The 22,531-nt window shown below is 55.2% G+C and carries 22 protein-coding genes and 1 tRNA gene; 11 read left to right on the top strand and 12 right to left on the bottom strand.

Features of this window, described 5'->3' with window-relative positions; all coding sequences use genetic code 11:
• Window positions 1–152: 152 nt before the first annotated feature.
• Window positions 153–341 carry a hypothetical protein gene (locus tag QQ91_RS00265; protein WP_166278495.1) on the top strand — a complete coding sequence of 63 codons (189 nt, stop codon included), beginning with the start codon at window positions 153–155 and terminating at the stop codon, window positions 339–341.
• A 393-nt stretch (window positions 342–734) separates the two neighbouring features.
• Window positions 735–1,247 (top strand): hypothetical protein, encoded by a 513-nt coding sequence (locus QQ91_RS00260; RefSeq protein ID WP_166278492.1) that lies wholly within the window; start codon window positions 735–737, stop codon window positions 1,245–1,247.
• 35 nt (window positions 1,248–1,282) lie between these two features.
• On the opposite strand, the gene polA is transcribed toward QQ91_RS00260, so the two are convergent.
• From polA to QQ91_RS00230, 6 genes are all read right to left on the bottom strand, one after another.
• Complete coding sequence (polA, locus tag QQ91_RS00255; protein WP_166278489.1) at window positions 1,283–4,177, bottom strand: DNA polymerase I; 2,895 nt, start codon at window positions 4,175–4,177, stop codon at window positions 1,283–1,285.
• 51 nt (window positions 4,178–4,228) lie between these two features.
• Entirely contained in the window at window positions 4,229–4,657 is a 429-nt protein-coding gene (locus tag QQ91_RS00250; RefSeq protein ID WP_166278486.1) for a lasso peptide biosynthesis B2 protein, read from the bottom strand.
• 13 nt (window positions 4,658–4,670) lie between these two features.
• Window positions 4,671–4,976, bottom strand: a complete 306-nt coding sequence (locus QQ91_RS00245) for a PqqD family protein (RefSeq protein ID WP_166278483.1) — start codon at window positions 4,974–4,976, stop codon at window positions 4,671–4,673.
• A 153-nt stretch (window positions 4,977–5,129) separates the two neighbouring features.
• Window positions 5,130–5,870, bottom strand: coding sequence for an HpsJ-like protein, cyanoexosortase A-associated (gene hpsJ-A, locus QQ91_RS00240; protein WP_166278480.1), 741 nt, complete (start codon window positions 5,868–5,870; stop codon window positions 5,130–5,132).
• Window positions 5,871–5,909: 39 nt separating this feature from the next.
• Complete coding sequence (crtA, locus tag QQ91_RS00235) at window positions 5,910–6,740, bottom strand: cyanoexosortase A (protein WP_166278477.1); 831 nt, start codon at window positions 6,738–6,740, stop codon at window positions 5,910–5,912.
• Window positions 6,741–8,198: a WecB/TagA/CpsF family glycosyltransferase gene (locus QQ91_RS00230; protein WP_166278474.1), complete on the bottom strand. Its 1,458-nt coding sequence runs from the start codon at window positions 8,196–8,198 to the stop codon at window positions 6,741–6,743.
• Between the two features lie 468 nt (window positions 8,199–8,666).
• On the opposite strand from QQ91_RS00230, the gene QQ91_RS00225 reads away from it, so the two are divergent.
• The 3 genes from QQ91_RS00225 (at window position 8,667) to QQ91_RS00215 (ending at window position 10,401) form a co-directional block, all read left to right on the top strand.
• Window positions 8,667–8,740: transfer RNA gene (locus QQ91_RS00225), tRNA-Val, on the top strand.
• Window positions 8,741–9,106: 366 nt separating this feature from the next.
• Window positions 9,107–9,733, top strand: coding sequence for a M23 family metallopeptidase (locus QQ91_RS00220; RefSeq protein WP_166278471.1), 627 nt, complete (start codon window positions 9,107–9,109; stop codon window positions 9,731–9,733).
• 125 nt (window positions 9,734–9,858) lie between these two features.
• A complete protein-coding gene (locus QQ91_RS00215; protein ID WP_166278468.1) occupies window positions 9,859–10,401 on the top strand; it encodes an NYN domain-containing protein in 543 nt (180 codons plus the stop codon).
• On the opposite strand, the gene queA is transcribed toward QQ91_RS00215, so the two are convergent.
• Window positions 10,370–11,536, bottom strand: coding sequence for a tRNA preQ1(34) S-adenosylmethionine ribosyltransferase-isomerase QueA (gene queA, locus QQ91_RS00210; protein WP_166278465.1), 1,167 nt, complete (start codon window positions 11,534–11,536; stop codon window positions 10,370–10,372). The genes QQ91_RS00215 and queA overlap by 32 nt on opposite strands.
• A gap of 139 nt (window positions 11,537–11,675) precedes the next feature.
• Between queA and QQ91_RS00205 the strand changes: the two genes are divergently transcribed.
• From QQ91_RS00205 to QQ91_RS00190, 4 genes are all read left to right on the top strand, one after another.
• A complete protein-coding gene (locus tag QQ91_RS00205) occupies window positions 11,676–12,062 on the top strand; it encodes a hypothetical protein (protein ID WP_166278462.1) in 387 nt (128 codons plus the stop codon).
• 40 nt (window positions 12,063–12,102) lie between these two features.
• Window positions 12,103–13,374, top strand: coding sequence for a phosphoribosylamine--glycine ligase (gene purD, locus QQ91_RS00200; RefSeq protein WP_166278459.1), 1,272 nt, complete (start codon window positions 12,103–12,105; stop codon window positions 13,372–13,374).
• 193 nt (window positions 13,375–13,567) lie between these two features.
• Entirely contained in the window at window positions 13,568–14,818 is a 1,251-nt protein-coding gene (locus tag QQ91_RS00195; RefSeq protein WP_166278456.1) for an RNA-guided endonuclease InsQ/TnpB family protein, read from the top strand.
• A gap of 75 nt (window positions 14,819–14,893) precedes the next feature.
• Complete coding sequence (locus QQ91_RS00190; RefSeq protein WP_166278453.1) at window positions 14,894–15,838, top strand: serine hydrolase; 945 nt, start codon at window positions 14,894–14,896, stop codon at window positions 15,836–15,838.
• Between the two features lie 117 nt (window positions 15,839–15,955).
• On the opposite strand, the gene QQ91_RS00185 is transcribed toward QQ91_RS00190, so the two are convergent.
• Window positions 15,956–16,363, bottom strand: a complete 408-nt coding sequence (locus QQ91_RS00185; RefSeq protein WP_166278450.1) for a hypothetical protein — start codon at window positions 16,361–16,363, stop codon at window positions 15,956–15,958.
• 118 nt (window positions 16,364–16,481) lie between these two features.
• Window positions 16,482–19,121, bottom strand: coding sequence for a TIGR03960 family B12-binding radical SAM protein (locus QQ91_RS00180; protein WP_166278447.1), 2,640 nt, complete (start codon window positions 19,119–19,121; stop codon window positions 16,482–16,484).
• A gap of 350 nt (window positions 19,122–19,471) precedes the next feature.
• Between QQ91_RS00180 and QQ91_RS00175 the strand changes: the two genes are divergently transcribed.
• Complete coding sequence (locus QQ91_RS00175) at window positions 19,472–20,581, top strand: RRXRR domain-containing protein (protein ID WP_166278444.1); 1,110 nt, start codon at window positions 19,472–19,474, stop codon at window positions 20,579–20,581.
• A gap of 226 nt (window positions 20,582–20,807) precedes the next feature.
• Here QQ91_RS00175 and QQ91_RS00170 read toward each other — a convergent pair whose 3' ends face one another.
• Entirely contained in the window at window positions 20,808–21,293 is a 486-nt protein-coding gene (locus tag QQ91_RS00170) for a hypothetical protein (RefSeq protein ID WP_201277243.1), read from the bottom strand.
• Between the two features lie 199 nt (window positions 21,294–21,492).
• Here QQ91_RS00170 and QQ91_RS00165 point away from each other — a divergent pair, with 199 nt between their 5' ends.
• A complete protein-coding gene (locus QQ91_RS00165; protein ID WP_166278438.1) occupies window positions 21,493–21,684 on the top strand; it encodes a hypothetical protein in 192 nt (63 codons plus the stop codon).
• A gap of 75 nt (window positions 21,685–21,759) precedes the next feature.
• Here QQ91_RS00165 and QQ91_RS00160 read toward each other — a convergent pair whose 3' ends face one another.
• Complete coding sequence (locus QQ91_RS00160) at window positions 21,760–22,086, bottom strand: hypothetical protein (RefSeq protein WP_166278435.1); 327 nt, start codon at window positions 22,084–22,086, stop codon at window positions 21,760–21,762.
• A 135-nt stretch (window positions 22,087–22,221) separates the two neighbouring features.
• The gene (locus tag QQ91_RS00155) at window positions 22,222–22,425 is read right to left on the bottom strand and encodes a hypothetical protein (protein WP_166278432.1); all 204 of its coding nucleotides are present in this window, start codon (window positions 22,423–22,425) and stop codon (window positions 22,222–22,224) included.
• Window positions 22,426–22,531: the final 106 nt, after the last annotated feature.

The raw sequence follows: 22,531 nt of genomic DNA, 5'->3' as shown, positions 1-22,531 counted from the left end.
GCGCTCTGTCCCTGCGGCGGTTCTAGATCGGCGGGGCAGACCCATCAGAATTCCCTATCCAATCTAAAAATTGACACAGGAACCATAATCTGATTAAGAGACTGGCGCTACTATACTGAACTTCATAGAACCTGTTGTTTATCAATTGTGTAATGAGTATCCAAGTTGAGTCTTCTAGAGCGCAAGCGGCGGTGACCCATCCCCAGGATCAGCCCGATGATCGCCAGGTTACCGCAGCAAAGCTGCCCTATTCCAGCCATCAAAGGGCAGCCTACCTCTCTTTGGAGTCCCAAATTGATCACCTGCTCGCGCAAATCCGCACAGAGACCCAGTCTCTTTAGGAATCAACCTGGGTTTTCCGTCCTTTTCTCAACGCGATTTAAAAATTTCCCAAGGCTTTGACGACGGCCTCCATGACGCCTGGAGGGCGGTCAGGGTCGAAGGTTCCTTAAGATCACTCTATTGAGATCACCCCTTAAGATCATCCCTGGATTGATGAGGTCTTCTGATTGATGCGGCGCAGCTTGGACTCTGGCAGGCTCGCCTTGCGGTCCTTCCCCATTAATCCTTCCGGAAGACTCGTGTGCCCTGGCTCTCCTGTGGAGCGGGGCCTCTTTTTTGTATCGAGGGTCGAGGATTTTAGGGTCGAGGAGCAATGATTTAGGATTGAGTTACGGAGTACCGGCTGCGGCTGCAAGGTAGGCGTTCGTTTTGATGGGGTTCTAAGAAAACACATGCTTGGATTATCCAAACTGGGCAAGCGAAACCGTTCTCGTCCTCGGACGCTCTATGAGGTCTGTCCGGTCTGTCGCCACGGCCATTTAAACGCGATGGCCTTGATGGAAACCGTAAGCTGTAGCTTCTGCCATCATATTTTTTCCCTGGAAGTCCCGCCGCCGCCCGTGCAGCGTCCCACCCTCAGTATCGAGGATTTTCCCCAATCACTTCGCTGGCAGTGGACGGGGGACAACTGGCGATCGCTGCCGCAGGTGGAGATGCCACTCACCCTTTGGCTGTGGGCTGTGGCCTTGGCCATTATGATCTTGCCGCCTACGCTTCTGGGCTTGGCGATGGCCATTGTTCCCGTGGCTGCTTACAGCCGCGGGGCCTGGATTCCCCCCTTTTGGATGGTGGCCACCCTCATTGGCCACGGCTGGATTGGGCTGTGGCTGTTGGCGGAGCATTACCAATGGCCCTGGTATACGCGCCTGCAAATTTTCTGGCAGCGCCACGGTTTACTGCGGTGAAACTGGGGACACCCCCAGCGCAGGTCAGCGCAATCCTACTTCGCCTCCATCCAGTTTTGGCCCGTATGCATCTCAACCACCAGGGGAACCTGCAGGGGCATTGCCTGCTCCAGGGTGGAGCGGATGAGCGGGAGAAGGGTGTCCTGGTGATCAGGGTCAAGCTCAAAAATTAGTTCGTCGTGGACCTGGATAAGCAAATGCGCAAGGTCTGGATTGATCTGCGGGTGCAGGGTCACCATGGCCTTTTTAATTAAATCAGCACTCGATCCCTGAATAGGCGCATTGGCGGCGGCTCGAAGCTGGGCGCGGTCATAATTACTCATCTTCAGGCTGCTGAGATCTAGGCTGAGCAGATCTTCCAGGGGCAAGTGTCTAAGATCTTTCAGGGCGCGGCTGTCAAACTCAAAGTAGCGACGGCGACCCAGCAAGGTTTCCACGTAGCCCTGGCTCACGGCCTGGGCTTCCATGCGCTTGAGATATTGAAAAATGCCCGGATATCTGGCGTAAAATCGCTCAATAAATCCCTGGGCTTCGCGATAGCTCACATCGGCTTCGCGAGCAAACCGCCGTGCGCCCATGCCGTAAATCACTCCAAAGTTGATAATCTTCCCGATCCGCCGCTGGTCGGGGGTGATCGCTTCGGTGTCTAGCAGCAGTTGGGCGGTCAGTTGGTGAATATCCTTCCCCGTTTGAAAGGCTTCAATCAGTCGCGGCTCCTGGCTCAGATGGGCCAGCAGCCGCAGTTCAATCTGAGAATAGTCAGCGGAGGCCAGGATCCAGCCATCTTGGGGAATGAAGGCAGCCCGAATTTGGCGGCTAAACTCGGTGCGAATGGGAATATTTTGCAGGTTTGGGTTCGAGGAGGACAGCCGTCCGGTGGCGGTGACGGCCTGATTAAAGTCGGTGTGAACTCGCTGGGTATCGGGACGAATCAGCGCGGGCAGGGCATCCACGTAGGTGGATTTAAGTTTAGCCAGGGTGCGGTATTCCAGCAGTAGATCAATCATTGGATGATCGCCCCGCAATTTTTCAAGGGTGGCCGCATCGGTGGAATAGCCCAGCTTGGTTTTGCGGGATTTTTTGGAATCCAGGCCGAGGGTGTCAAACAGCAGGGTGCTCAGCTGTTTAGGCGATCCCAGATTGAAGGAGACTCCAGCGGCGGTGTGGGCTTGGGTTTCAATGCGTTCCAGGTCCGCTTCGATCTGTTGCGACAGGTGAACCAGATAGTCCCGGTCAATGCGGATTCCCCAGGTTTCCATGTCTGCCAGAACAGGCTCCAGGGGAAGTTCGACTTCTGCAAACAGCGATCGCAAGGCCGGGATTTGATCCAGTTCAGCCCTAAGGGCTGGAACCAAACCGTAGGTGGCATAGGCATCCAGGGCGCAATATTGTGCTCCAGCGGCAATGGATAAATCCGCAAGGGTTTGGCCCTTGGGCACCGTTTCGGCATATTTTTGCGCCCTTAGCCCCAAATAGCGGGAGGACAAATCCGAGAGATTATGAGGCTGCTCAGGATTGATCACATAGCTGGCCAACAGAGTGTCGAATACGATGCCTCGAAGCTGAATTCCCTGGAATTTCAGAACTTGACGGTCGTATTTGGCATTTTGAAACACCTTGGGATATTGGGCGTCGCTCAAAATTGGATCCAGGGCGCTCAGAACCGTATCCAGGGCCAGCTGCGATCCTGACTGATGGCCCACGGGGATGTAGGCAACGGCCTCGGGAGATGCGTCCCAGCAGCAGCCAATCCCCACCAGGGCGGCATCTCGCGGCGAGAGGGAGGTGGTTTCGGTATCCCAGGCCACGGGGCGAGTCGGATCGCGCTGCTCCTGGAGGATCTTCACCAGATGCGTCAATTGGTCTTCAGTTTGCACAAGCAGAGGCTGAAGCGTGTCCTGCTGCGCTGCCTCCGTGTCGGCGGCAGTGAAAAACCAGTCCTCCTCCGGATCGCTATTGTCTGGGCTAGCGAGGGACTGATCTAGAGTATGGATCTGATCTAGCAAGGACTGGAATTCAAGCTTGTGGAGCAGGGGCACTAAGGTCTCCCGATTGATGCCGCAGAGGGCAAAATCCTCCAGGGCGGCTGGGATGGGAACATCGAGGTGAATCTGGGCGAGAAACTGTGAATGCAGGGCGGCCTCCTGGCCGGCGATCAGCTTTTTTTGTAGGGATCCCTTGATGTGATCGAGGGATTGATAAATGCCCGCCAGGGTATCGAACTGCGCCAGCAGCTGAACGGCGGTTTTATGCCCCACGCCCTTAATACCGGGGATATTGTCAGAGCTATCTCCGCAAAGGGCTTTGTAGTCTACTATCTGGTCTGGCCGCACCCCGATCTTTGCCTCCACTTCCACCGGTCCCATCTCATGGGCCACAGCCTTGCGACTGGGGCGTCCGTAAGCACTGCTTAGGTAGAGAACCGTGACGAGCCCCTCTTGATCCACCAGCTGAAACAAATCGCGATCGCCGCTGAGGATTTTGACCTGCCAGTGCTGCTGTTGGGCACGACGGGTCAGGGTTCCAATCACGTCATCGGCCTCGTACCCTGGGACAATGACGGTTTTTAAATTGAGGGCCGCTAAGATATCCTGCAGGTTCTCCAGATCTGGAATGAAGTCCTCGGGCGTCTCGGCCCGGCCCGCTTTGTAATCGGGATCGGCCTCATGGCGATAGGTGGGGCCTCCTAGATCGAAGGCGATCGCTAAGTAGTCCGGCTGGGTTTGCTCCACCGCCTCTAGGAAGCTCTTAAGAAATCCGTAGCTAACGCTGGTGGGAATGCCAGTGGAGGTACGCAGCCCGCCCTCTTGCCCCTTGGCAAAGGCATAGTAGGACCGGAATGCCAGGGAGTGGCCATCCACTAACAGCAAGGTGGGGCTGGCCCCAGAGGGATCAAGTTTGGCAGAGGGAACAGATTTGACAGAGTGCATGCAACGGCGTTTAGAGTCTACAAACCTCTGTCCTGGAATCCAGCAGAGGGTTTACAAGGGGGGAAAGGATTTATAGCGACTGAGGTCGGGAAGGTTCCCCATCAGGATAAATCCCTGGTGTTCAATCCAGGCGTGGGCCTCCAGCGCGCCCTCGGCTGATTTTGCCACGCCAATTTTAAATTCGCAGGCGCAGCCTTGCCGCTCCAGTAAGGTTTGCGTGACGAGCGCCTTCGCCAAACATTTTGCTCCCCCCGGCATTAGCCTGGCGCTTTTTTCCACAGCCCAGATAATGCGACGAATGGTTACCGGAGTCGCGGCCGGATTAGGGGGAGTCGATCGCCTCAGGAGCCACAGGCCACTGAGTTTTTCCAGCAGCGCCCGCAGGGTTTGAAAGGATAACAGGGCTAACCCCAGGCGTGTGATCAGCAGGAGCAGGAACGTCTGAAGGAGCAAAACAGCGCGCTGGAGTCGATCGAGCATGACGACAGGGACCTTAGGGAGCGTCTTCTGGGCCGGGAGGACGGACTTCTACCAGTTTGGCGGCCAGTAGATCCTTGAGGAGATCTTGCACGTCCGCCTCGCAATCTGCAGTGGAAATGTCGTACTCTTGCATCACCGCCTGGCAAATTTCAGCAATGGTTTTGGGAGACTGGATTGCTTGCCAGATATAAGCTCCCACCTCATTGAGTCCGTAGTAAAGCCCCGTCTGTAAGTTTAAAATAACCGACTCCCCCGCTAATTCGGAGGAAACCTGATTAGGGGCTGCAACGACTTTACTCTCTGGAGTCAGAACGGTCATGATATTTTTTGGGGCAGTAAATGAAGTAGAGATTGATCTGACCGAATTTAGCCTTGGTCTTGGCCTTGGTTTTGATCTTGGTCTGGGTGTGGATAGGAAATCCAGGTTTTCCATCCCTTCCCAGGGGAGATGGCTGCGGCTAACCTTGTCCCCCTATCTGGCCCAGCGGGTGTTGACCCAGGTGAGCGCCAACAGGGTTCCGGCAATGACTGCACCCACGTTCCACTTGAAGGACTGCTTTACCAGGGTGCGATGCTGATTTCTTAGGTCGCGATCGCTGTCCGCAATGAGCAGCTGTTCTTGATTTTGCAGCACCGCTAACAACTCCTGTCGCGTGTTGGATAGATCCTCTGGGGAAGCGGTAGTCGGAGGTTCCGGACTATTGCGCAGGATCCTTGAGAGTCGCTGGAGTTCTGTGGCGCTATCGGCCTGCTCCACCTGATTTTGCACCTGCTGAATCTGCGACAGCCGCTGACTGAGTTCCAAATTGGCAGTCTGCTCATTGGCCTGATCAATGCGAATGGTGTTAAAAATGCCGGGGGGAACCAAGAGGAAAAAGATAATGGACAGAAATAGCGTTGCCCAGGATAGCGATCGCACCACCATCCTTTCGAGGGGCGCACGCGGGTTATTTTCGCCAATAAAAATTAGAACCAACCCCAGAAACAACACGGGGAGGCGCTCCACACATTGACCAAAGGTTTGAAATTCCCAGGTGGGATTCATCAGCCGCGGCGGGATCAGCAGCACGAACACGTCCATGAGAACCAGCAGCAGAATTCCATACCCAATGGTGTGCAGCAGCCCCATCGAACGAAATTGGCCCAGGCTAAACTGCCGAATCTGCTCATCAATGGGATTACGATTCGTTCGCGAGGGATCGGGAGAACTCATCAGGTTGCTGGGGCGCCATAAAAATCTCAGACTAAGATACTACTTTTTGGGAGAATTCACCCGGAAGGATAGCCAGCACAGACCACTGAACACCCCGACGGCGAGCAACACAAAGACAAAGGCTCCCTCCTGACTGTGCCAGTAGTCAAAGGCCTGGGGGTTATTGGCCGCGCTGAGAAACGCCAGCAGAGCCACCCGCACACCATTGATTAAAAATCCCAGGCTGACTGCCAGCAGCGGCAGGATCAGTCGCTGTTTCCCCCGTCTGGGAAACAGCATGAGGAAGACCACGGAAACCCCAAACATATAGAGCATCAAATTCAATCCCGAGCATTCCGGCACCACCTTGACGCCCCCGCTGGGGAATAGGCTAATGTATGTTCCCTGGCGCAGAACGGGAAATCCTGAGTACCAGAGCATCCAGCTCGATAGGCGGGCCGTCAGGGGCGAAATGTCCCAGCTTTTAAGGGAAATCAGCTGGGGAAACCCAAGGAAAAACAGACCAATTAGTTCCTGTCGATACTGACCAAGGTAACGAAAGCCAGAGGCCATCAGCCCCAGCCCCAGCAGGGCCACAAAGGGATAAAATCCTAAAATGCGGCCGCCCGGCACAGCGATGGATCGAGCGACTAGGGCCACAAGCAGTCCTGCCCCGCACCCCAAGGAAAGCCAGTTCGATCCAAACTTGAGCCCTGCCTGGCGCTCACTGAGTAAGGTGAACACCGCAATCCAGAACAGAAGGCTAATGGAAAGGTGGCCATAGCTTTTGCGTTGTAAATCCAGAGCCAGGTGGATAAACAGTAATCCCCCCGCTAGGCCAACAAGCCAAACCCAGGGAATGCGGATGGACTGATCTTGGACCGTCATCATTTACTGGAATAGCTTGTGCTTGATCAGCAGCAGCAGGAAGGGGGCATCATTAATCAGATAACGCCGCCAAAGCTGCTGCGGATGCTGAAGCAGCCGAAACAGCCATTCGACTCCCATGTCGCTCACGACCTCAGGGGGGCGGGCCTCTAGGCCCGCTTCCACCAAGACCGCTTCGCCCAGGGCTAAAATCAGTTTGACTTGGGGGAGTCGGTCACGATAGCGGTACACCCATTTTTCCTGCACGGGAGATCGAATTCCCAACACCAGGACATTGGCTTGGGATCGATTGATATGATGCACGATGGCCTGACATTCAACTTCGTTGCAGTCAAAGTAGCTAGAGGGTTGGTAGGTGTCAATGACGAAGGGCCGCCCGGCTTGGCGATTGACTTTGGCCTGGATCAAAGGAGCAGACTCTCCTTCGCTGAGGATAAAAAGGGAATAGTCCGGATTGTTTTGGTGATAAGTGCAAAATAAAGGCAGCAGCTCGGCAGCCGTGATTTTTTCCTGTAGGGGCTCTCCGAGAAATTGGGAGGCAAAATAGAGAACCTGACTGTTGCAAATCTTGTAATCCGCAATTGTGTAAGCTTTGCGATAGTCCGAGTCTCGGCGAATGTTCATTAAGTGATTGACGTTGGGCGCAAAGACAATCCCCTCATGCAGCTGCTCGATAAACTCCGTTTTTGACCAGTTATCTAGAGCCAGTCCTAAAACATCCACCTTAGAGGCCAAACTAATTTGCTGACTGGGGCGTTTAAACTGATAGCCTTGCCCCGAATCAAATTGATGGTGATGGCTCCAGCGCGCCCCAATGGCCTCATCCAGGGACTTGGCCACCGCGATTTGTCCCATCTGGTTGCTGGCATCTGCAATGGAGCGGAGCAGGTGCAGCCGATCTTTCTGGCTCAGGTGCTGAGATAAAAGTCGACCGTTCAGCTTCACTTGATCCACCTCCAGGCGCTCCCACTGCATGTAGGTGAGATAGTCGTTGGCGAAATTATCTAAAACAACGGCGCAGCCAATCTCCCGGAGATCCCGGACAAAGTGGATAGTGTGGGATAGATTTCGGGCCGCGTGGGGTTCTGCGATCTCAAACTGAACAGACGCGGGATCGATGTTAGCCTGCTGAAGCTCATCAAAAATAAACTGACTAAACCCGGCGTGCCCCACTGACTCTGCGGACAGATTAATTGAAAGCCGAACCCTGGGCATAGCAGCGAGCTGGCGACAGGCCATGCGAATGACCAGCTTATCGAGGCTGAGCCTGAGATTGGCCTGGGTAACCCAGGGCATGAAGTCCCTGGGACGGAACAGTTTTCCCTTGGAGTCGCGCCAGCGCAGCAGCACCTCATTATGCTGAACGGTGCCATCGCTAAAATTATAAACAGGCTGAAACCACAGCTCGAATCCTTCAACTCGGATGTCTCTCGGAACAATAGATGCGTCAACAAATTGCATGGGGGGGGATCACTGCTGCGACGGCTTGAGAGCAACATCCTGACCAGAACGTGTCAGTCTCTACTAAGTACAGCACAATACTCCTTAGGACAAGCCACTGACTATCCTCCCCCCGATTGATTATTCGAGCCCGATGCTGCGCTCAAATTCCGAGAACTGTCAGCTGAGTTAGGAGTTGCTGTCCACCTAATACGCTGCATTCTAGGTTAGATTGCCCGGAGATAGCCTACGTAATTCTACGGATTTTTTTGGACAAAAGAATAATGCTCCCTATCTTAACTTAAGGATCGGCAGGATCAAGCATGGGGGTCAAAGAGTTTGATCGTTTTTGAGCCCGCTCAAGGAGAGGCGGTTAAGGGTCAACGAAAGGCCTTTAATATGCTTTGGCCCAGGGGCCTCTACTCACCCGCAGCCTAGGGGGTAGATCTTGCGGGTCTGCTGCTTCCTGTGGCATACTGACCGACGTGAGGACGCATAGCTCAGTTGGTTAGAGCACTACGTTGACATCGTAGGGGTCTCCCGTTCGAGTCGGGATGTGTCCATTGAGAGTTCAAGTATGCAAGACCCATCTTACAGGGGGAACCCTATGACAAGGGGGAACTTATGGCTGTAGGAGTGGTCTGGGTCTTAGGGATTGCGAGGCTTTACCCTAAAGGCTGACGCCGCCGACCCCGAAGACTCGATTCCGAATAGACGTTGAGTGTTGGGAAAATCTGGGCATCCTAGCTTCGTCCATGGCAGAGCTGCTGTCCTGGAGCGGGGCAACCCCGATGTTACAAAGCTTCGCGTTTCCGGCTTGACAGAAGACCGGAAGATGTTTATAAGAGTCTCCATGCTTGTTGTTTCTGCGGTAGCAATAAGCATCCAGTCTGTTCCTTATTTGAAATGAAATCTGTGGGTGAGGACCTATGGCCATTCTGAATCGCAAGCGGATTGTTTCGACTGTTCTGGGTTTGGGTGCCCTGGCCCTTGCGGCTTCACCCTTGACCAACAAAGTTGTGGCGCCCCAAGCCCAGGCGGCCTCTCCCAGCGGAGATGTCTGGCTTCATGGGTCCTTCCCGGTGGAAAATTTTCAAGGTTATACTTCGCCCTTTGGCTACCGAATTTCGCCGACGGGGGGATATTCCACCGAGTTTCACAGTGGTCTGGACTTTGCTGCGCCTTCGGGCAGCTATATTCGAAATTGGTGGAACGGTCGCGTCATCTCCGTTTCTGACAATACAGCCTGTGGAACTTCCGTGCGCGTTCAATCAGGTTCCTGGATTCATGTTTACTGTCACATGCAGGGCTATGTGGAGAGCGGTGCCTCGGGACCTGTGATGGTGGATCGCGCCGGTGGGGTTCGCATCGCTGAAGGACAGCAGGTAACGGCGGGACAGCGCATTGGCCGGGTTGGAATGACGGGTAGAACCACCGGTCCCCACCTGCATTGGACCTTGAAGTACCAGGGTAAGTTTGTGGATCCGGCGACCGTTCTAAGAACTATGTACGCGGCTCAGGGACAGGCCAGCCAAATTTCCAGCCGTCCCCAATAAGGAACAGCCTGCAGGCGCTAGGGCCGAAATGATGCCCGATTCGGGGGAGCGGACAGCGCCTATTCCCAAGAACTTAAGAAAATGTCACAATAAGTAAACAAGCTTATTGTTAGATCTCTGGTCCCATGGCTTCCCTCGACACGATGCTGCTCATTGACGGATATAACATCATTGGAGCTTGGCCAAAGTTGGAGGCCACGAAGGCCAAATTGGGGTTAGCGGAGGCGCGTCAGGGTCTGACGGAAGCGATCGCCAGCTACGTTGCCTTTCAGGGCTACCGCACCCGCATCGTGTTTGATGCTCATTATCAGCAGCAGGCAGCCCACTGTGAGCAGATCACCGCTGAGCTAGAGCTGTATTTTACCGACGCCGGTCAAACTGCCGATAGCCACATCGAATGGGTTTGCGCCCAGGCACGCCACACCATCACTCCCTATAAGCGCATTATTGTGGCCACTTCCGACCGGGACCACCGGTTGACGGTGACAGGCTACGGGGCAGAGTGGATGTCGGCCCAGCAGCTGATCCAGCGAGTGGCGTTGTCCACGCACCGCATCCGCGATCGCGCCCAGCAGGCCAAGGGGCGATCGCGCCGCACCCTAGCCGCAACAATAGACCCCGTGGTTCAGCAAAAGCTCAATCAGCTGCGCTTTGGATATCCTCCCTAGGGAAACCTGAGGAGGCTTGGGATCGCGCTGCGTTTGCCTCAGGGGTAATCAACATGGCATCGCCAAAGGAGTAAAATCGATAGCGCTCTTGAATGGCGACTTGGTAAAGATCCAGCAGTCGCTGACGCCCAATGAGGGCGCTCACCAGCATCAGGAGGCTAGATCGGGGCAAGTGAAAGTTAGTAATTAACCCATCGACCCATCGCCAGCGATAGCCAGGATAGATAAACAGATGACTTCTACCTTCGTAGGCTTGGGGCTCGGGCGGCAGGGACTCTAGGGCGCGGACAGTGGTGGTGCCCACAGCAATAATCCGCCCCCCTTGCTCTCTGGTGCGTATCATCGCCTCCACGGTGTCCTGGGGCACCTGCAGCCATTCGCTGTGCATGGCGTGCTGGGTAATGTCTTCCACCTCCACTGGGCGAAAGGTGCCAATCCCCACATGCAGGGTTACAAACCGATGATGAATCCCTTGCTGCTCAAGGCTGTGCAACAGGTCGGGCGTAAAGTGCAGTCCGGCGGTGGGAGCTGCCACAGATCCTGGGTTTTGGGCATAAACCGTCTGATATTGTTCGGGGCTCGCTTGGGACTGGGTAATGTAGGGCGGCAAGGGGAGGGTGCCAAGTTGATGAATTTGATCCATCAGGGAGCAAGCCGAGCTGCCATGAAACGCTAAGATGCGGCCGCGAGTGCTAGGGTCGATCGCCACCACCTCTGCGCTGAGAACGGGATGGGTGGGGTGGCCAAAGTCAATAATGGCGCCTGGCTTCAGGCGTCGTCCGGGTTTGACCAACGCCAACCACTGGGTCTCCTGGACCGGTTCAAGCAGCAGCACTTCCACAGTGGATCCTGGGTTTGGGGTCGAGGCGTTGCGTTTGTAGCCCCGCAGTCGAGCTGGAATCACTTTGGAGTTGTTCATCACCAGTAAGTCCCCCGGCTGTAAGAGACTGGGAAGATCCGTGAATCGACGATGCAGGTGCCCCTGGGGTAAAACGGTTAACAATCGGGAAATATCCCTGGGCGTGACCGGATTTTGGGCAATCAGATCGTCTGGAAGAACGTAGTCGTAGCTGCTCAAGCATTGATCGATCATCGGTTCCTGGGACGTGAGCGGGGGACGGGATCTAAACACCATAGGAATTGAAAGAGCGGTGTGCGATAATAGAGATTATTAAAATATTATTAATTTTAGGGCCAAGCAATCGTGACCTGATCAAGCCCGGTTGCGTTTAGCATACTGAGGAGCTTTGCTCCAGCGGTATAAGGATGCAGGGATGGATTACATTTACTACGTGGGTAAGGCGAGCTTAGTTCTGCGCGTCGTCCATTACCTGCAAGTGTGTGAGTCACTGTCTATTCGGTTTATGACGGTCTTGCATCTGTTTAATGGTTGGGTGGTGCGGGTGCACGCCCTGGATTGGCCAGTGGGGTGTCAGCATAATTTTCAGGCCTTTCTTGGCGAGTTGGGGGTTCCCCATCAGCCTAATTCCCGAGTGGCTTTAGTCCTGCGGGAGCTAGAGGAGGGGCACCGCCCCACCGATATTATGCAGCGTCATCGGGTTGCGATTGTCAGCCACGGGCCGCCCAACTCCCATGAAATTGAAGTCTTTCGAGATCAGTTTATTGAAGGGTTAGGATACTGCCCGGAAACTCTGGCTTGATGTTAATATCCAGGATGCACTTTGAACTGGGGCCAGGGTTTTGAAGGTTATTGTGGTTGGCAGTGGGGGGCGTGAGCATGCCTTAGCTTGGTCCCTCTTGCGCTCGTCTAAGGTAGAGCAGGTATTCTGCCTGCCTGGAAATGGTGGCACCGCAACTTTGCCTCGTTGCCAGAACCGCCCCGTTGCGGTTGATGATTTTGGGGCTGTGGTGCAGGTTGCGCGCGATGAGTCTGTGGATCTTGTGGTGGTGGGCCCCGAGATTCCCCTGGCCCTGGGGATTGCTGATGCGCTGCAAGGGGAAGGCATTCCGGTGTTTGGCCCCACTCAGGCTGGCGCGCAGATTGAGGCCAGCAAGTCCTGGGCGAAGCAGTTAATGGTGGAGGCAGGAGTGCCCACGGCGCGCGCCGCCACCTTTGCAAGGGCAGATGCGGCGATCGCCTACGTGCGCAGCAATCCGGCACCGATTGTAGTCAAGGCGGATGGACTGGCAGCCGGGAAGGGCGTGACGGTGGCGGCCACCGCAGAGGAGGCCGTGGCCGCCATTGAAGCGGTGTTTTCCGGTCAGTTTGGTGAAGCTGGAAGTCGCGTCATTATTGAAGATTGTTTGATCGGGCAGGAACTGTCGGTGCTGGCGCTGACCGATGGAAAAACCCTGGTGCCTCTGCTACCGGCCCAAGATCACAAGCGCATTGGCGAAGGGGATACCGGCCCCAATACCGGCGGGATGGGGGCCTATGCCCCGGTTCCCATTGTCACTCCAACGCTGATGGATCGGGTGCGGGCGCAGATTCTAGAGCCGACCCTGCAGGCACTCCAGCAACGGGGCATTGACTATCGGGGCGTCCTCTATGCAGGCCTGATGATTTCACCTGCCGGTGAGCCTGCCGTGATTGAGTTTAACTGTCGCTTTGGCGACCCGGAAACCCAGGTCATTCTTCCGGCCCTGGAGACTCCCCTGATTGATCTGATCCTGGCCTGTACGCAGCAGCGCCTAGATCAACTGGATACGATACGTTGGGCCTCTGGGGTCAGCGCTAGCGTGGTGATGGCAGCCGGAGGCTATCCAGGGCATTATGCAAAGGGAACCCCCATCACTGGCCTGGAAGCGGCTCAGGACCGGGGGGCGGTGGTCTTCCACGCGGGGACGGCCCTCCGGGAGGGACAACTCTGCACCGCGGGGGGGCGGGTGCTGGCCGTGACGGCCCAGGGAGACTCCTTTGCCAGCGCCTTTGCGGCCGTTTACGAGGCGATCGCCCATATTCAGTTTGAGGGGGCCTACTATCGCACCGATATTGGGTATCGGGTCCGCTAAGGTCGCGGCAAGCCAAGCCCAACGCCCTATCTCTAGATGCTCTACCAAGATCCGCCGCAGTGCTCTGCCTATCCCGCGAAGCGGTGAGGGGGGGGTAGGCCGCAGAACGTGCGGAGCCGCGGCGGGCGACCGGAGGGAGCAATTCAGTTAAACCTAAGAAAAGGTCGAGCATTTCTTAGGTTATCATGGTTCTATGCTAAACATGACCTGGGAATTTAAGCTAGAGCCGACTGCTGAGCAGATTTCAGAGATTGAGCACATTCTGGATGTGTGTCGCAATGTCTGGAACTTTGCCCTGCGGGAGCGCAAAGACTGGCTCGATTCCCGCAAGTCTCCGGTCAATGCTTGTTCAATTCGGCAAGAATTGATCTTGCCAGCGGATGCCCCCTTCCCGAGTTATGCTCAGCAGTGCAAGTCGTTAACCGCAGCAAAGGCCGATTTCCCCAGGCTCAAGAGCGTTAACGCCCAGGTACTTCAGCAGGTTATCCGAAAGCTGGAAGCGTCCTGGGAGTCTTGGCGGTTGAAGCGGTCGGGATTCCCTCGGTTCAAAAAGCCGAATCGGATGCGCTCCTTTGCGTTCCCTCAGATGCTCAAGAACTGCATCAGCGAGGAAGGGATGAAGCTGCCGCAACTGGGTTGGGTAAAAGTACGCTGGTCACGGCGCATCCCCGACTTGTTTGAGGTCAAACAAGCCCGCATTGTCCGTAAGGCATCGGGGTATTTCGTCATGCTGAGTCTTCAGTCTGAGGTCGATATTCCTAGCACAATGCCTCATGGCCATCCAGTCGGGATTGATGTTGGGCTGGAATATTTTCTTTCGACTTCCGATGGGGAACCAGTGAAGCGACCTCGCTTTTTCAACGACTTACACCGCAAGCTGAAATTGCTGCAACGTAGGCTTAAGACGAAGCAAACGGGGTCAGCGAACTGGCTGAAGCTCCACAAGAAGATTGCAAGAGTCCATCAACGCATTGCCGATACTCGAAAAGACTGGCATTTCAAGCTGGCGCATCATCTCTGCGACGGTGCAGGGATGATTTTCGTGGAAGACCTGGACTTCCGGATTATGGCCAAAGGAATGCTGGGTCAGCATCCGCTAGATGCAGGATGGGGACAGTTCACCCATCAAATCCTGCCTTGGGTGTGCTTCAAGCGAGAGGTGTATTACGGCAAGGTTGACCCAAGAGGGACGAGTCAAGACTGTCCTGATTGTGGTGCCGAAGTCAAAAAAGACTTGAGTATCAGAATCTCTCACTGTCTTGAATGTGGGTCAATCAAGCCAAGCGACATGGCTGCGGCTCAAGTGGTTTGTACCCGTGGGCAACGGGGAATAGAAAATGCCTGTGGAGTCGGGGTGACGGGGAGTTCAGTCATGAATTCTAGTCAACTGGCCCTGAAGCAGGAAATCTTTGGGGCGACCCCAGGAAGCTCTCTCTGTCCCTGAAAGGTCAGAGGGAGAGGATGTCAATGCTCAATTCTAGACGCTTTACTTCTCAGGGATGACCGAGTTTTCTGCGCTATGACTTTTTTTTCCACTGATAATGCCTATAGCCAGCATTTGCCCGTGATCCTCGCATCGGTCTGGGCCGAGTTCCCCTGGCTAGCCCGTAATCAGCTTGCCGTGACCGGGCTGATTTACGATCCGCCCTACCCGGTCAATACTGGGGGAGCCCTGGCCCAGGATGATTTTTGGCGGCTGCCAATCCAGGGCTTCTCCTATCGAGGGGTTGAGCCCCTTTATCCTGCCAGCGTGGTGAAGCTTTTTTATCTAGTGGCCTGTCATGAATGGCTAGAGCGGGGGATGCTCCCGGCCTGCGCGGAAACCGATCGCGCCCTGAGGGATATGATTATGGACTCTAGCAATGATGCCACCGGCTATGTGCTGGATGTGCTCACGGGCACCACCAGCGGTCCTTCCCTGCCGCCAGATCCCTTTGCCACCTGGAAGCACCAGCGCAATATCGTCAACCGCTATTTCCAGTCCCTTGGGTGGGTGGAGATGGAGTCGATTAATGTGAATCAAAAAACCTGGGGGGAGGGTCCCTATGGCCGCGAAAATGACTTTGTGGGAGTGCAGCGGGAGAACCGCAATAAGCTCACCACGGAAGCGACGGCTCGTCTCATGCATAGCATTGTTGGTGGCGTGGCTGTGACGGCTGAGCGATCGCAGGCAATGATGAACTTAATGAAGCGATCCCTAGATCGCGATCAGCTCAGGGCTGATCCGGAAAATCAGGTTATGGGATTTATTGGGGAAGGGCTGGCACTAGAGTCCCAAGTATGGTCCAAGGCGGGCTGGACCAGTCAGGTGCGCCACGATTGTGCCTATGCCGAGGTCCCCGGAAAAGCGCCGTTTCTACTGGTGGTGTTTACGGAGGGGAAAACGGCCAGTCAAAACGAAGATCTGATTCCGTTTCTTACGACCCAGGTAGTTCAGATGTTGCCAGAGCAGCAATTTCAGTAATGAGCGGTCCCAAGGGCCTTTTGATCGAAGCCCGGACAGGACCTGATCAGAACGACACGGACCAGCGCTGATTTACCCCCTGGCCCTGACGCCGCCCCCCAGGATTACTGATTCAAATTACTGATTGAGTAGATGCAGCAATTCCCCGTAGAGGGTCGCAACATCCGGGTCGCGCTGAATGGCGGCATAGAATTTTTGTTGGCGTTGGGTACCCGTTTCGGAAACTGTGAGCAACCGCTCAGTTTCCTGAAGGAGTTGCTGGGACTGCTCCAGGGTAAAGGGCACTCGCGGGCTGAAGGCTTCATCAATCTGCACAATGAATTGGGAAATATCGCGTAGCCAGTGGAACCAGGGATCGCCCATAACCAGTTCCAGCAGCTTGCCCTTGCTGCCAATGGCTCCGAATTTTTCTTCATAACGGGCGGTCTCTGAATCTAAGAGTGCCTTATGCAGCTTGAGGAGACGGGCGCGCACCTGGCGCAGAAGTTGAAACGATTGATCTAGGGAAGATAGGTTAAGACTCATAGACTGCATCGGGCGACTGCCTATCCATCTTGCCAAATAATTTGCTTCTGATCGTAGGGACTTGGATGGGGGCGCAGGCTTGTTCAGCCATGGCCCCGCATTTTGAATGGACGAGATTCTAGACTAAAGACTCCTCTAGGGACTCTTGCAGCGACTCCTCCAGGATGAGCCGCTGCCGGTGAATGTGATGAACCTGCAATTCCGGGCAGCCTTGCTGCTCGATCATCCAGACAACTTGCTCGGGACGGAGCTGAGTGCCATCGTTATTCCAGGTGCCAATATAGTGCAAAACAATGCCGTCCGCCCCGAAATGAAGCTTAAGCTCAATCAACTGCTCTCGAAGATTAATTTGGCGAATTTTTCCGGATTTGGTTGTTTTTTCAAAGGCGATCGCCTCTGCAGCTAACACCGCATCCACCCAGGACTGCCACTGCCCTTGCGAGCAGGGGGCTGCATCGGGATCTGCGACGCTACAGCTGACCTGATATTCCGCAGCCCGAAGGGATTGGGTGGCCGAAGGGGCCTTCAGGGGGACTTCCTCTAGGCGATAAAGGGGAATCTCCTGGGGTAAATACTGCGCCAAGGTGGATTGAAAGGTTTCTGGGGGAATGGGTTGGGTCAGCTCAAGATCGAGAATTTCTCCAGAGCTAGTGGCGCCGAGCGCTAAGGCACTGGCGGGGGAGATCCGCGGGCCAGGATGAAATCCCCCGCTGAAGGAGATGGGCAGATTGGCGCGACGCACCACCCGATCCCACAGCCGCAGCAGGTCTAGATGACTCAGGAGCGCCAGGCTCCCCTGCTTACCAAACCAGACCCGATAGCGTTGAACCCGATCGCTGTTGGGCACAAAGTGGCCGCGGAAGTCCGGGATTTCGGGCGGTGGGACCACCACATTGTGGCCAAAGTCAATCCCACAAACGCCGCAGTGGGAGCAGCCCTCAAAGGAGCAATCCGGTACGGTTGCGGCCTCCAAGGCTCGGTTTAGATCCTGCTTGAGCCAATCCTTGGTAATTCCGGTGTCTAGATGGTCCCAGGGCAGCGGCGCATCCAGGGCGCTGGCGGCCAGAGAAGGCTGGATCTCGTCTTGGAAGAGGTTCCACTCCCCGGCTTCAACCTGCCGATATTTCCAGGTGAGGCCCGCCTCGGCGATGGCATCGGTCCAAGCAGTAAAGGCTTGGTCCAGGCTCTCCCACCAGGAGTCCATTCCGGCTCCCAATTCCCAGGCCCGTTTGACCACTGGGGCTAAGCGGCGATCGCCTCGGCCAACAAAATCCTCCATGGCCGAGATGCGGACATCGGTAAAGTTCACCTTCACCCCGCGCATCTGACGGAACTCAGCCCGCAGCAGATCCTGTTTGCGCTTAAATTCAGCGGTGGAAACCGAATGCCACTGAAAGGGCGTATGGGGCTTGGGGGTAAAGTTCGAAATGGTTAGATTGAAGTCTAAGCGCCGCCGTCCTTGGAGACGACACTCCTGGCGAAGCCAGCAGATGGTTTCGGCGATCCCCAGCACGTCAGCGTCGGTTTCTCCCGGCAGACCAATCATGAAATACAGCTTCACCTTGTTCCAACCCTGCTCAAAGGCGGTCTTCACCCCTTTCAGCAATTCGGCGTTGGTCAGTCCCTTATTGATAATGTCCCGCATTCGCTGGGTTCCCGCTTCCGGGGCAAAGGTTAAGCCAGATTTGCGGGTGCCGCCCACAATATTGGCAATGTTCTCGTCAAAGCGATCCACCCGCTGGCTGGGCAGGGAGAGGGTGATATTTTCATCCTTAAGGCGGTTTTTGATTTCCATGCCTACGGCGGGCAACGCCAGGTAGTCGGAGCAACTGAGGGAAAGCAGCGAAAATTCATTGTAGCCTGTTTCCCGCATCCCCTTTTCAATGGTAGAGACCACCTGCTCCGGGTCTACATCCCGCGCCGGTCGGGTCAGCATCCCTGGCTGACAGAAGCGACAGCCCCTTGTGCAGCCCCGTCGCACTTCCAGGGTGAGGCGATCGTGAACTGTTTGCACGTAGGGCACCAGGCCAATGGAATATTCTGGCATTGGATCGGCTACCCGGCGCAGAATCCGCGCTGGCACGTCGGGGCGGTTGGGATGCACCGATCCCGCTGCGGCCATCGTATAAAACTGCGGCACGTAAACGCCGGGTATCTGGGCTAAATCCAGCAGTAGCGCCTCGCGGCTGAGGCCATTGTTTTTGCCTTCTTCCAGCACCAGCCCAATTTCAGGCAGCAGCTCTTCGCCATCCCCGAGGGCAAAGAAGTCAAAAAAGTCAGCATAGGGTTCGGGGTTGGAGGTGGCGGTTTGGCCGCCCGCAAAAATAAGGGGATAGTTTTGTTCTGCAGAATTTCGCTCCTGCCAAGTGAGGGGAATTCCTGCCAGATCCAGCATTTCTAGAATATTGGTCGCCCCTAGCTCGTAGCTGAGGCTAAAGCCCAGAATGTCGAACTCCAGGAGCGATCGCCGCGATTCCACCGCAAACAGGGGGGTTTCGGTTTCCCGGAGCTTGGCGGCTAGATCTGGGGCCGGAAGGTAGGCGCGATCGCACAGCTGACGCGGCTGGGCATTGAGGATGTTGTACAGAATGATATGGCCCAGGTTGGAAGCCCCGACTTCGTAAATCTCGGGGTAGGTCAGGGACCAGCGGATCGTGGCGGACTCCCAGGGCTTATGGACTGCCCCCAGTTCGTTGCCCAGGTAACGGGCGGGTTTGTTAATCTCGGGAGTAATGAGGGAGTCAACGGCAACGGCCACGGCAATTCTCTCAGCGTATGAACATGCAGATCTACTATATCGAGCTTCGAGGATATCGATCGGTAACGATGCCCGGCGATCGCCCGTTCTGGGACTTGCTTGCGGTAGAGCCAATGGATATTGATGCGTGGATTACACAGCCACCCGTCAACCACCCGCGATTGAATTGCGAAGCAATCAATCGGGGCTTGGGGAACCAAATCCCTAACGAAGGGTTGCACTAGCTCACGAGCCGATAGGCGGCATGTACTTCCGGGTGTCTCCCTAGCTCGGATTCTCTACAGACCTATTTGGTTAGGACTCCTGCCTATCGGTGAGCGAAGGGACACGTTGTTTACGGATTATCTCCGATGAACCCTAATACCCGAGTTCCAGTATTAGCGCCAGACGGCAGACCACTCATGCCGACGAAGTATCGTCGTGCATCTCAGTGGGTGCAGCATGGCAAGGCCACCTGGATGAGCACGGATCTGAACGTCTATGCTGTTCAACTGATGGGAGAGCCCTCTGGTCGCAAGACCCAGCGAATCTCACTGGGTGTAGATCCCGGCAAGCGATTCACCGGCATCGGGCTGGTCAGCAGCAAGGCCACCTTGCTGAAGCGACACATCGCCCTGCCCTTTGAACGAGTCAAGGCACGCAAAGAAACCCAGAAGATACTACGTCGGGCACGACGCGGACGGCGTATCAACCGAAACCTACCCTTCTCGGAGCGAGCCCATCGGCAAAAGCGGTTCAGCAACCGCAGAGGCAAAAAATTGCCTCCTAGCATTCGAGCCAATAAAGAACTCGAAAAGCGGCTGATTGTCGAAATCTTCCGCTTGTTTCCGGTCACCTGTGTGGTTTGGGAACTCGTCAGAGCAGATGTAGACCTGACCAGTGGGCGTAAGGGTGCCCGCTCCGGGAAGGGGTTCTCTCCGGTCATGGTGGGGCAGCGGCAGATGCTAACTTGGCTACGTTCGTTCACGACCGTCTACGAAATGCAGGGATGGCAAACCAAATCCACTAGAGAGTATCTGGGACTGGCAAAGTCTCCTGACAAGAAAGCTCAGACGCCGGAGAGCCATGCCAATGATGGACTGGCTTTAGCAGCGGCATATTTCGTGCGGTACGTGCCGACAGGCACAGGCCGTGACTGGGTTGGCGAGATCCGCCTGACTTCTGCCCCGTTCCGAGTAGTGAGTCGTCCCCAGCTTTATCGACGACAGCTCCATTTTGAGAACCCCTGTAAGGGTGGAAGCAGAAAGCGAAAAGGCGGCACAGTCACACCCTGGGGATTTCGCTCTGGCGATTATGTTCAGTCCGAGAAGTCCGGTCAGCTCTACCGAGGCTGGATTGGTGGCTACAGCGAGAAGAACCGAGTGCTTTCCATCTACAACCACAACTGGCGGCGAGTCGGACAGTTCAGGGTTTCAAAAGTGTCGTTAATCAAGAGGTCAAATGGTTTGTGTGTAGCGTAAGCCCCTATGCGGCATTCCTACCACGCTTCAATCACAGATTAGAAACGGGGAATCCTGCCGCTTTTGTTGAATACGTCGTTGGATGCTTTGGGCAAATTTCCCGCAGCAGGGAATATAGTTGACCCATTTGGGAAGGTTCACGCTTCCTGTGTGGAGCACCGCGAGGCTCCCACGATGGCGGAAACACCCAGGGCGATCGCGGGATCGGTGGTCAGCTCAGCAGGAATTACCCCGGCTCCTCAAGCGCTGGTCGAAGACCTTCCTGCGGAAATCGCCCCGAAGAAGCGGAAAAAAGAGGCTCGGTTATCTGACGGAGCATCTGGTGATACTCGCTAAAGGCAACCGTCACACTCGAATGCTGAAGTACCCGCCAAGCCAGCGGTAGCGCCCGACCGCGATGGACGATGGCCAGACGAATCAGGCAGAACTCATCCCAAACTTGCATGGTGTCCAAGCTTACATACAAACACTCGTCTTCCCAGTTCGCTAAGGCGGCTTGGATGATGGGCTTGTAGAGTCGATGGACGTTAACGCGGGGATTCCCCAGCCAACGACGGATGCGGCGTTGTCGACTTTGAGCATACTGGCCTCGGCTGGGCATATACTTGGCCCACTTCGTCAGGCTCACTTCACCAGTCTGAATCAGGGCAGCAACCATCCAAAGGCAAGTGGTCAGATGGGTCAGGTGGGTCCAGTTTTCGCCCTGACCCATCCAGGCTTTCAAGGCATTGTAGAATCGGGAGTTTTTTTCACAGCACTCCAGTTTTTTGAGTGGTATCTAATTCTAGAATGCTGACTCCCGCATCTTTCTCCAATCGCTACAGTCCTGGGCTAACAAACATTCCAGCCTTAGACGCTACACCTTTTGTCAGTCAATCAGGGCTCAGACGCACCTGCAGGATAAACGGGATTTGCTGCTCAAGTTTAAAGACCTGGAGGGAAAAGTTGAGGCGCAGAAGGCTCAAGGGGCGATGGCTGAAGGCCGGTCGAAGACCATCCCTCGGGCATTTCTGGAAATGGATGACGAGTGGATCGAGAAAATGGAGCGGGCCGAGCTGAATTGGTTTTTGGGGGAGTGGAGCATCTGCGACGGTGGAGAATAACTAACGCCGGCGATCAGCGGCATCTCTGGTGAAGCCCTGACGAACTCTGTTTTCGAACGTGCACGTAGAGGTCCTCTACTGTGGCACTTGGTTGCGCAGGTAATGCTCAACGTCTTGCAGTGAACTTAATCCCAAGCCGCCCTCGAAGTACGCGGCTTGGTCAAGGCAGTCTAGGAGCACAGGCGCTTCTGCCGTAGGAACCAGTCGATATTGGCTTGAGCCGACAGTAAACGATCCCCGCGTGTTCGGGCGGATGAATTCTGCCGCAAGCGGCTGCCCAGCAGAATCCCAGAAGAGAAAGTTCCCGTCTTCGACGTCGATACCTTCGCAGGCAGCAATAGCGGCTGAGTCCGATTCGAATACTTCAAGACCCCGGTCATCGAGAGAAAGAACGAACGTCATACCTATCTCATCGTGATGGAAGTTTGAACGGGGCAAGCTATGCCGCCTAACGGTGAAGTTGTGCGGCGACAGACAAGCTTGAACTCTCACCGTTAACCTCTGTACCGTCCGCAGCAATGAAGTGTTAGATGGCGATCACCTTGGAGTGATATTTTGCCACAACTCGGCTGCTACAAACTTTGCCAAGTGCCCTACGTTGGTCGTTGCAATCACTAGATTTGGAACTGCTAGAGTCACTGCTTGAGCAACCAAAATCATATCACCGTCAATCGTTTTGTCACCTGCTGTTGGTTGTCCTTGTTGGCGTGCTTGCGCCCAGAATTTTGCGGCTTGGCGCATAGCTGTTGTTGTAATTGGTAAATACTCCAGGGCACCTCGAAAAATTGGCTTTCTGACCTGAATAGTCTGTATCAGCGGTTAATTGTATAACTTGTCAAGGAGATAT

This window comes from Lyngbya confervoides BDU141951, from assembly GCF_000817775.3.
Classification (GTDB): Bacteria; Cyanobacteriota; Cyanobacteriia; order Thermosynechococcales; family Thermosynechococcaceae; genus Lyngbya; species Lyngbya confervoides.
Note: the sequence above shows the minus strand (reverse complement) of the source record. Positions and strands in the feature narration are given on the sequence as shown.

Excerpts from the sequence above, each read along its gene's own strand:
- crtA (WP_166278477.1), bottom strand. The coding sequence starts at position 6,740 with ATGATGACGGTCCAAGATCAGTCCATCCGCATTCCCTGGGTTTGGCTT.
- QQ91_RS00175 (WP_166278444.1), top strand. The coding sequence starts at position 19,472 with ATGAACCCTAATACCCGAGTTCCAGTATTAGCGCCAGACGGCAGACCA.
- QQ91_RS00205 (WP_166278462.1), top strand. The coding sequence starts at position 11,676 with ATGGATTACATTTACTACGTGGGTAAGGCGAGCTTAGTTCTGCGCGTC.
- QQ91_RS00220 (WP_166278471.1), top strand. The coding sequence starts at position 9,107 with ATGGCCATTCTGAATCGCAAGCGGATTGTTTCGACTGTTCTGGGTTTG.
- QQ91_RS00265 (WP_166278495.1), top strand. The coding sequence starts at position 153 with ATGAGTATCCAAGTTGAGTCTTCTAGAGCGCAAGCGGCGGTGACCCAT.
- QQ91_RS00230 (WP_166278474.1), bottom strand. The coding sequence starts at position 8,198 with ATGCAATTTGTTGACGCATCTATTGTTCCGAGAGACATCCGAGTTGAA.
- polA (WP_166278489.1), bottom strand. The coding sequence starts at position 4,177 with ATGCACTCTGTCAAATCTGTTCCCTCTGCCAAACTTGATCCCTCTGGG.
- QQ91_RS00260 (WP_166278492.1), top strand. The coding sequence starts at position 735 with ATGCTTGGATTATCCAAACTGGGCAAGCGAAACCGTTCTCGTCCTCGG.
- QQ91_RS00155 (WP_166278432.1), bottom strand. The coding sequence starts at position 22,425 with ATGCGCCAAGCCGCAAAATTCTGGGCGCAAGCACGCCAACAAGGACAA.
- QQ91_RS00185 (WP_166278450.1), bottom strand. The coding sequence starts at position 16,363 with ATGAGTCTTAACCTATCTTCCCTAGATCAATCGTTTCAACTTCTGCGC.
- QQ91_RS00215 (WP_166278468.1), top strand. The coding sequence starts at position 9,859 with ATGGCTTCCCTCGACACGATGCTGCTCATTGACGGATATAACATCATT.
- QQ91_RS00245 (WP_166278483.1), bottom strand. The coding sequence starts at position 4,976 with ATGACCGTTCTGACTCCAGAGAGTAAAGTCGTTGCAGCCCCTAATCAG.
- hpsJ-A (WP_166278480.1), bottom strand. The coding sequence starts at position 5,870 with ATGAGTTCTCCCGATCCCTCGCGAACGAATCGTAATCCCATTGATGAG.
- QQ91_RS00250 (WP_166278486.1), bottom strand. The coding sequence starts at position 4,657 with ATGCTCGATCGACTCCAGCGCGCTGTTTTGCTCCTTCAGACGTTCCTG.
- QQ91_RS00160 (WP_166278435.1), bottom strand. The coding sequence starts at position 22,086 with ATGACGTTCGTTCTTTCTCTCGATGACCGGGGTCTTGAAGTATTCGAA.
- QQ91_RS00170 (WP_201277243.1), bottom strand. The coding sequence starts at position 21,293 with ATGGGTCAGGGCGAAAACTGGACCCACCTGACCCATCTGACCACTTGC.
- QQ91_RS00190 (WP_166278453.1), top strand. The coding sequence starts at position 14,894 with ATGACTTTTTTTTCCACTGATAATGCCTATAGCCAGCATTTGCCCGTG.
- QQ91_RS00195 (WP_166278456.1), top strand. The coding sequence starts at position 13,568 with ATGCTAAACATGACCTGGGAATTTAAGCTAGAGCCGACTGCTGAGCAG.
- queA (WP_166278465.1), bottom strand. The coding sequence starts at position 11,536 with ATGGTGTTTAGATCCCGTCCCCCGCTCACGTCCCAGGAACCGATGATC.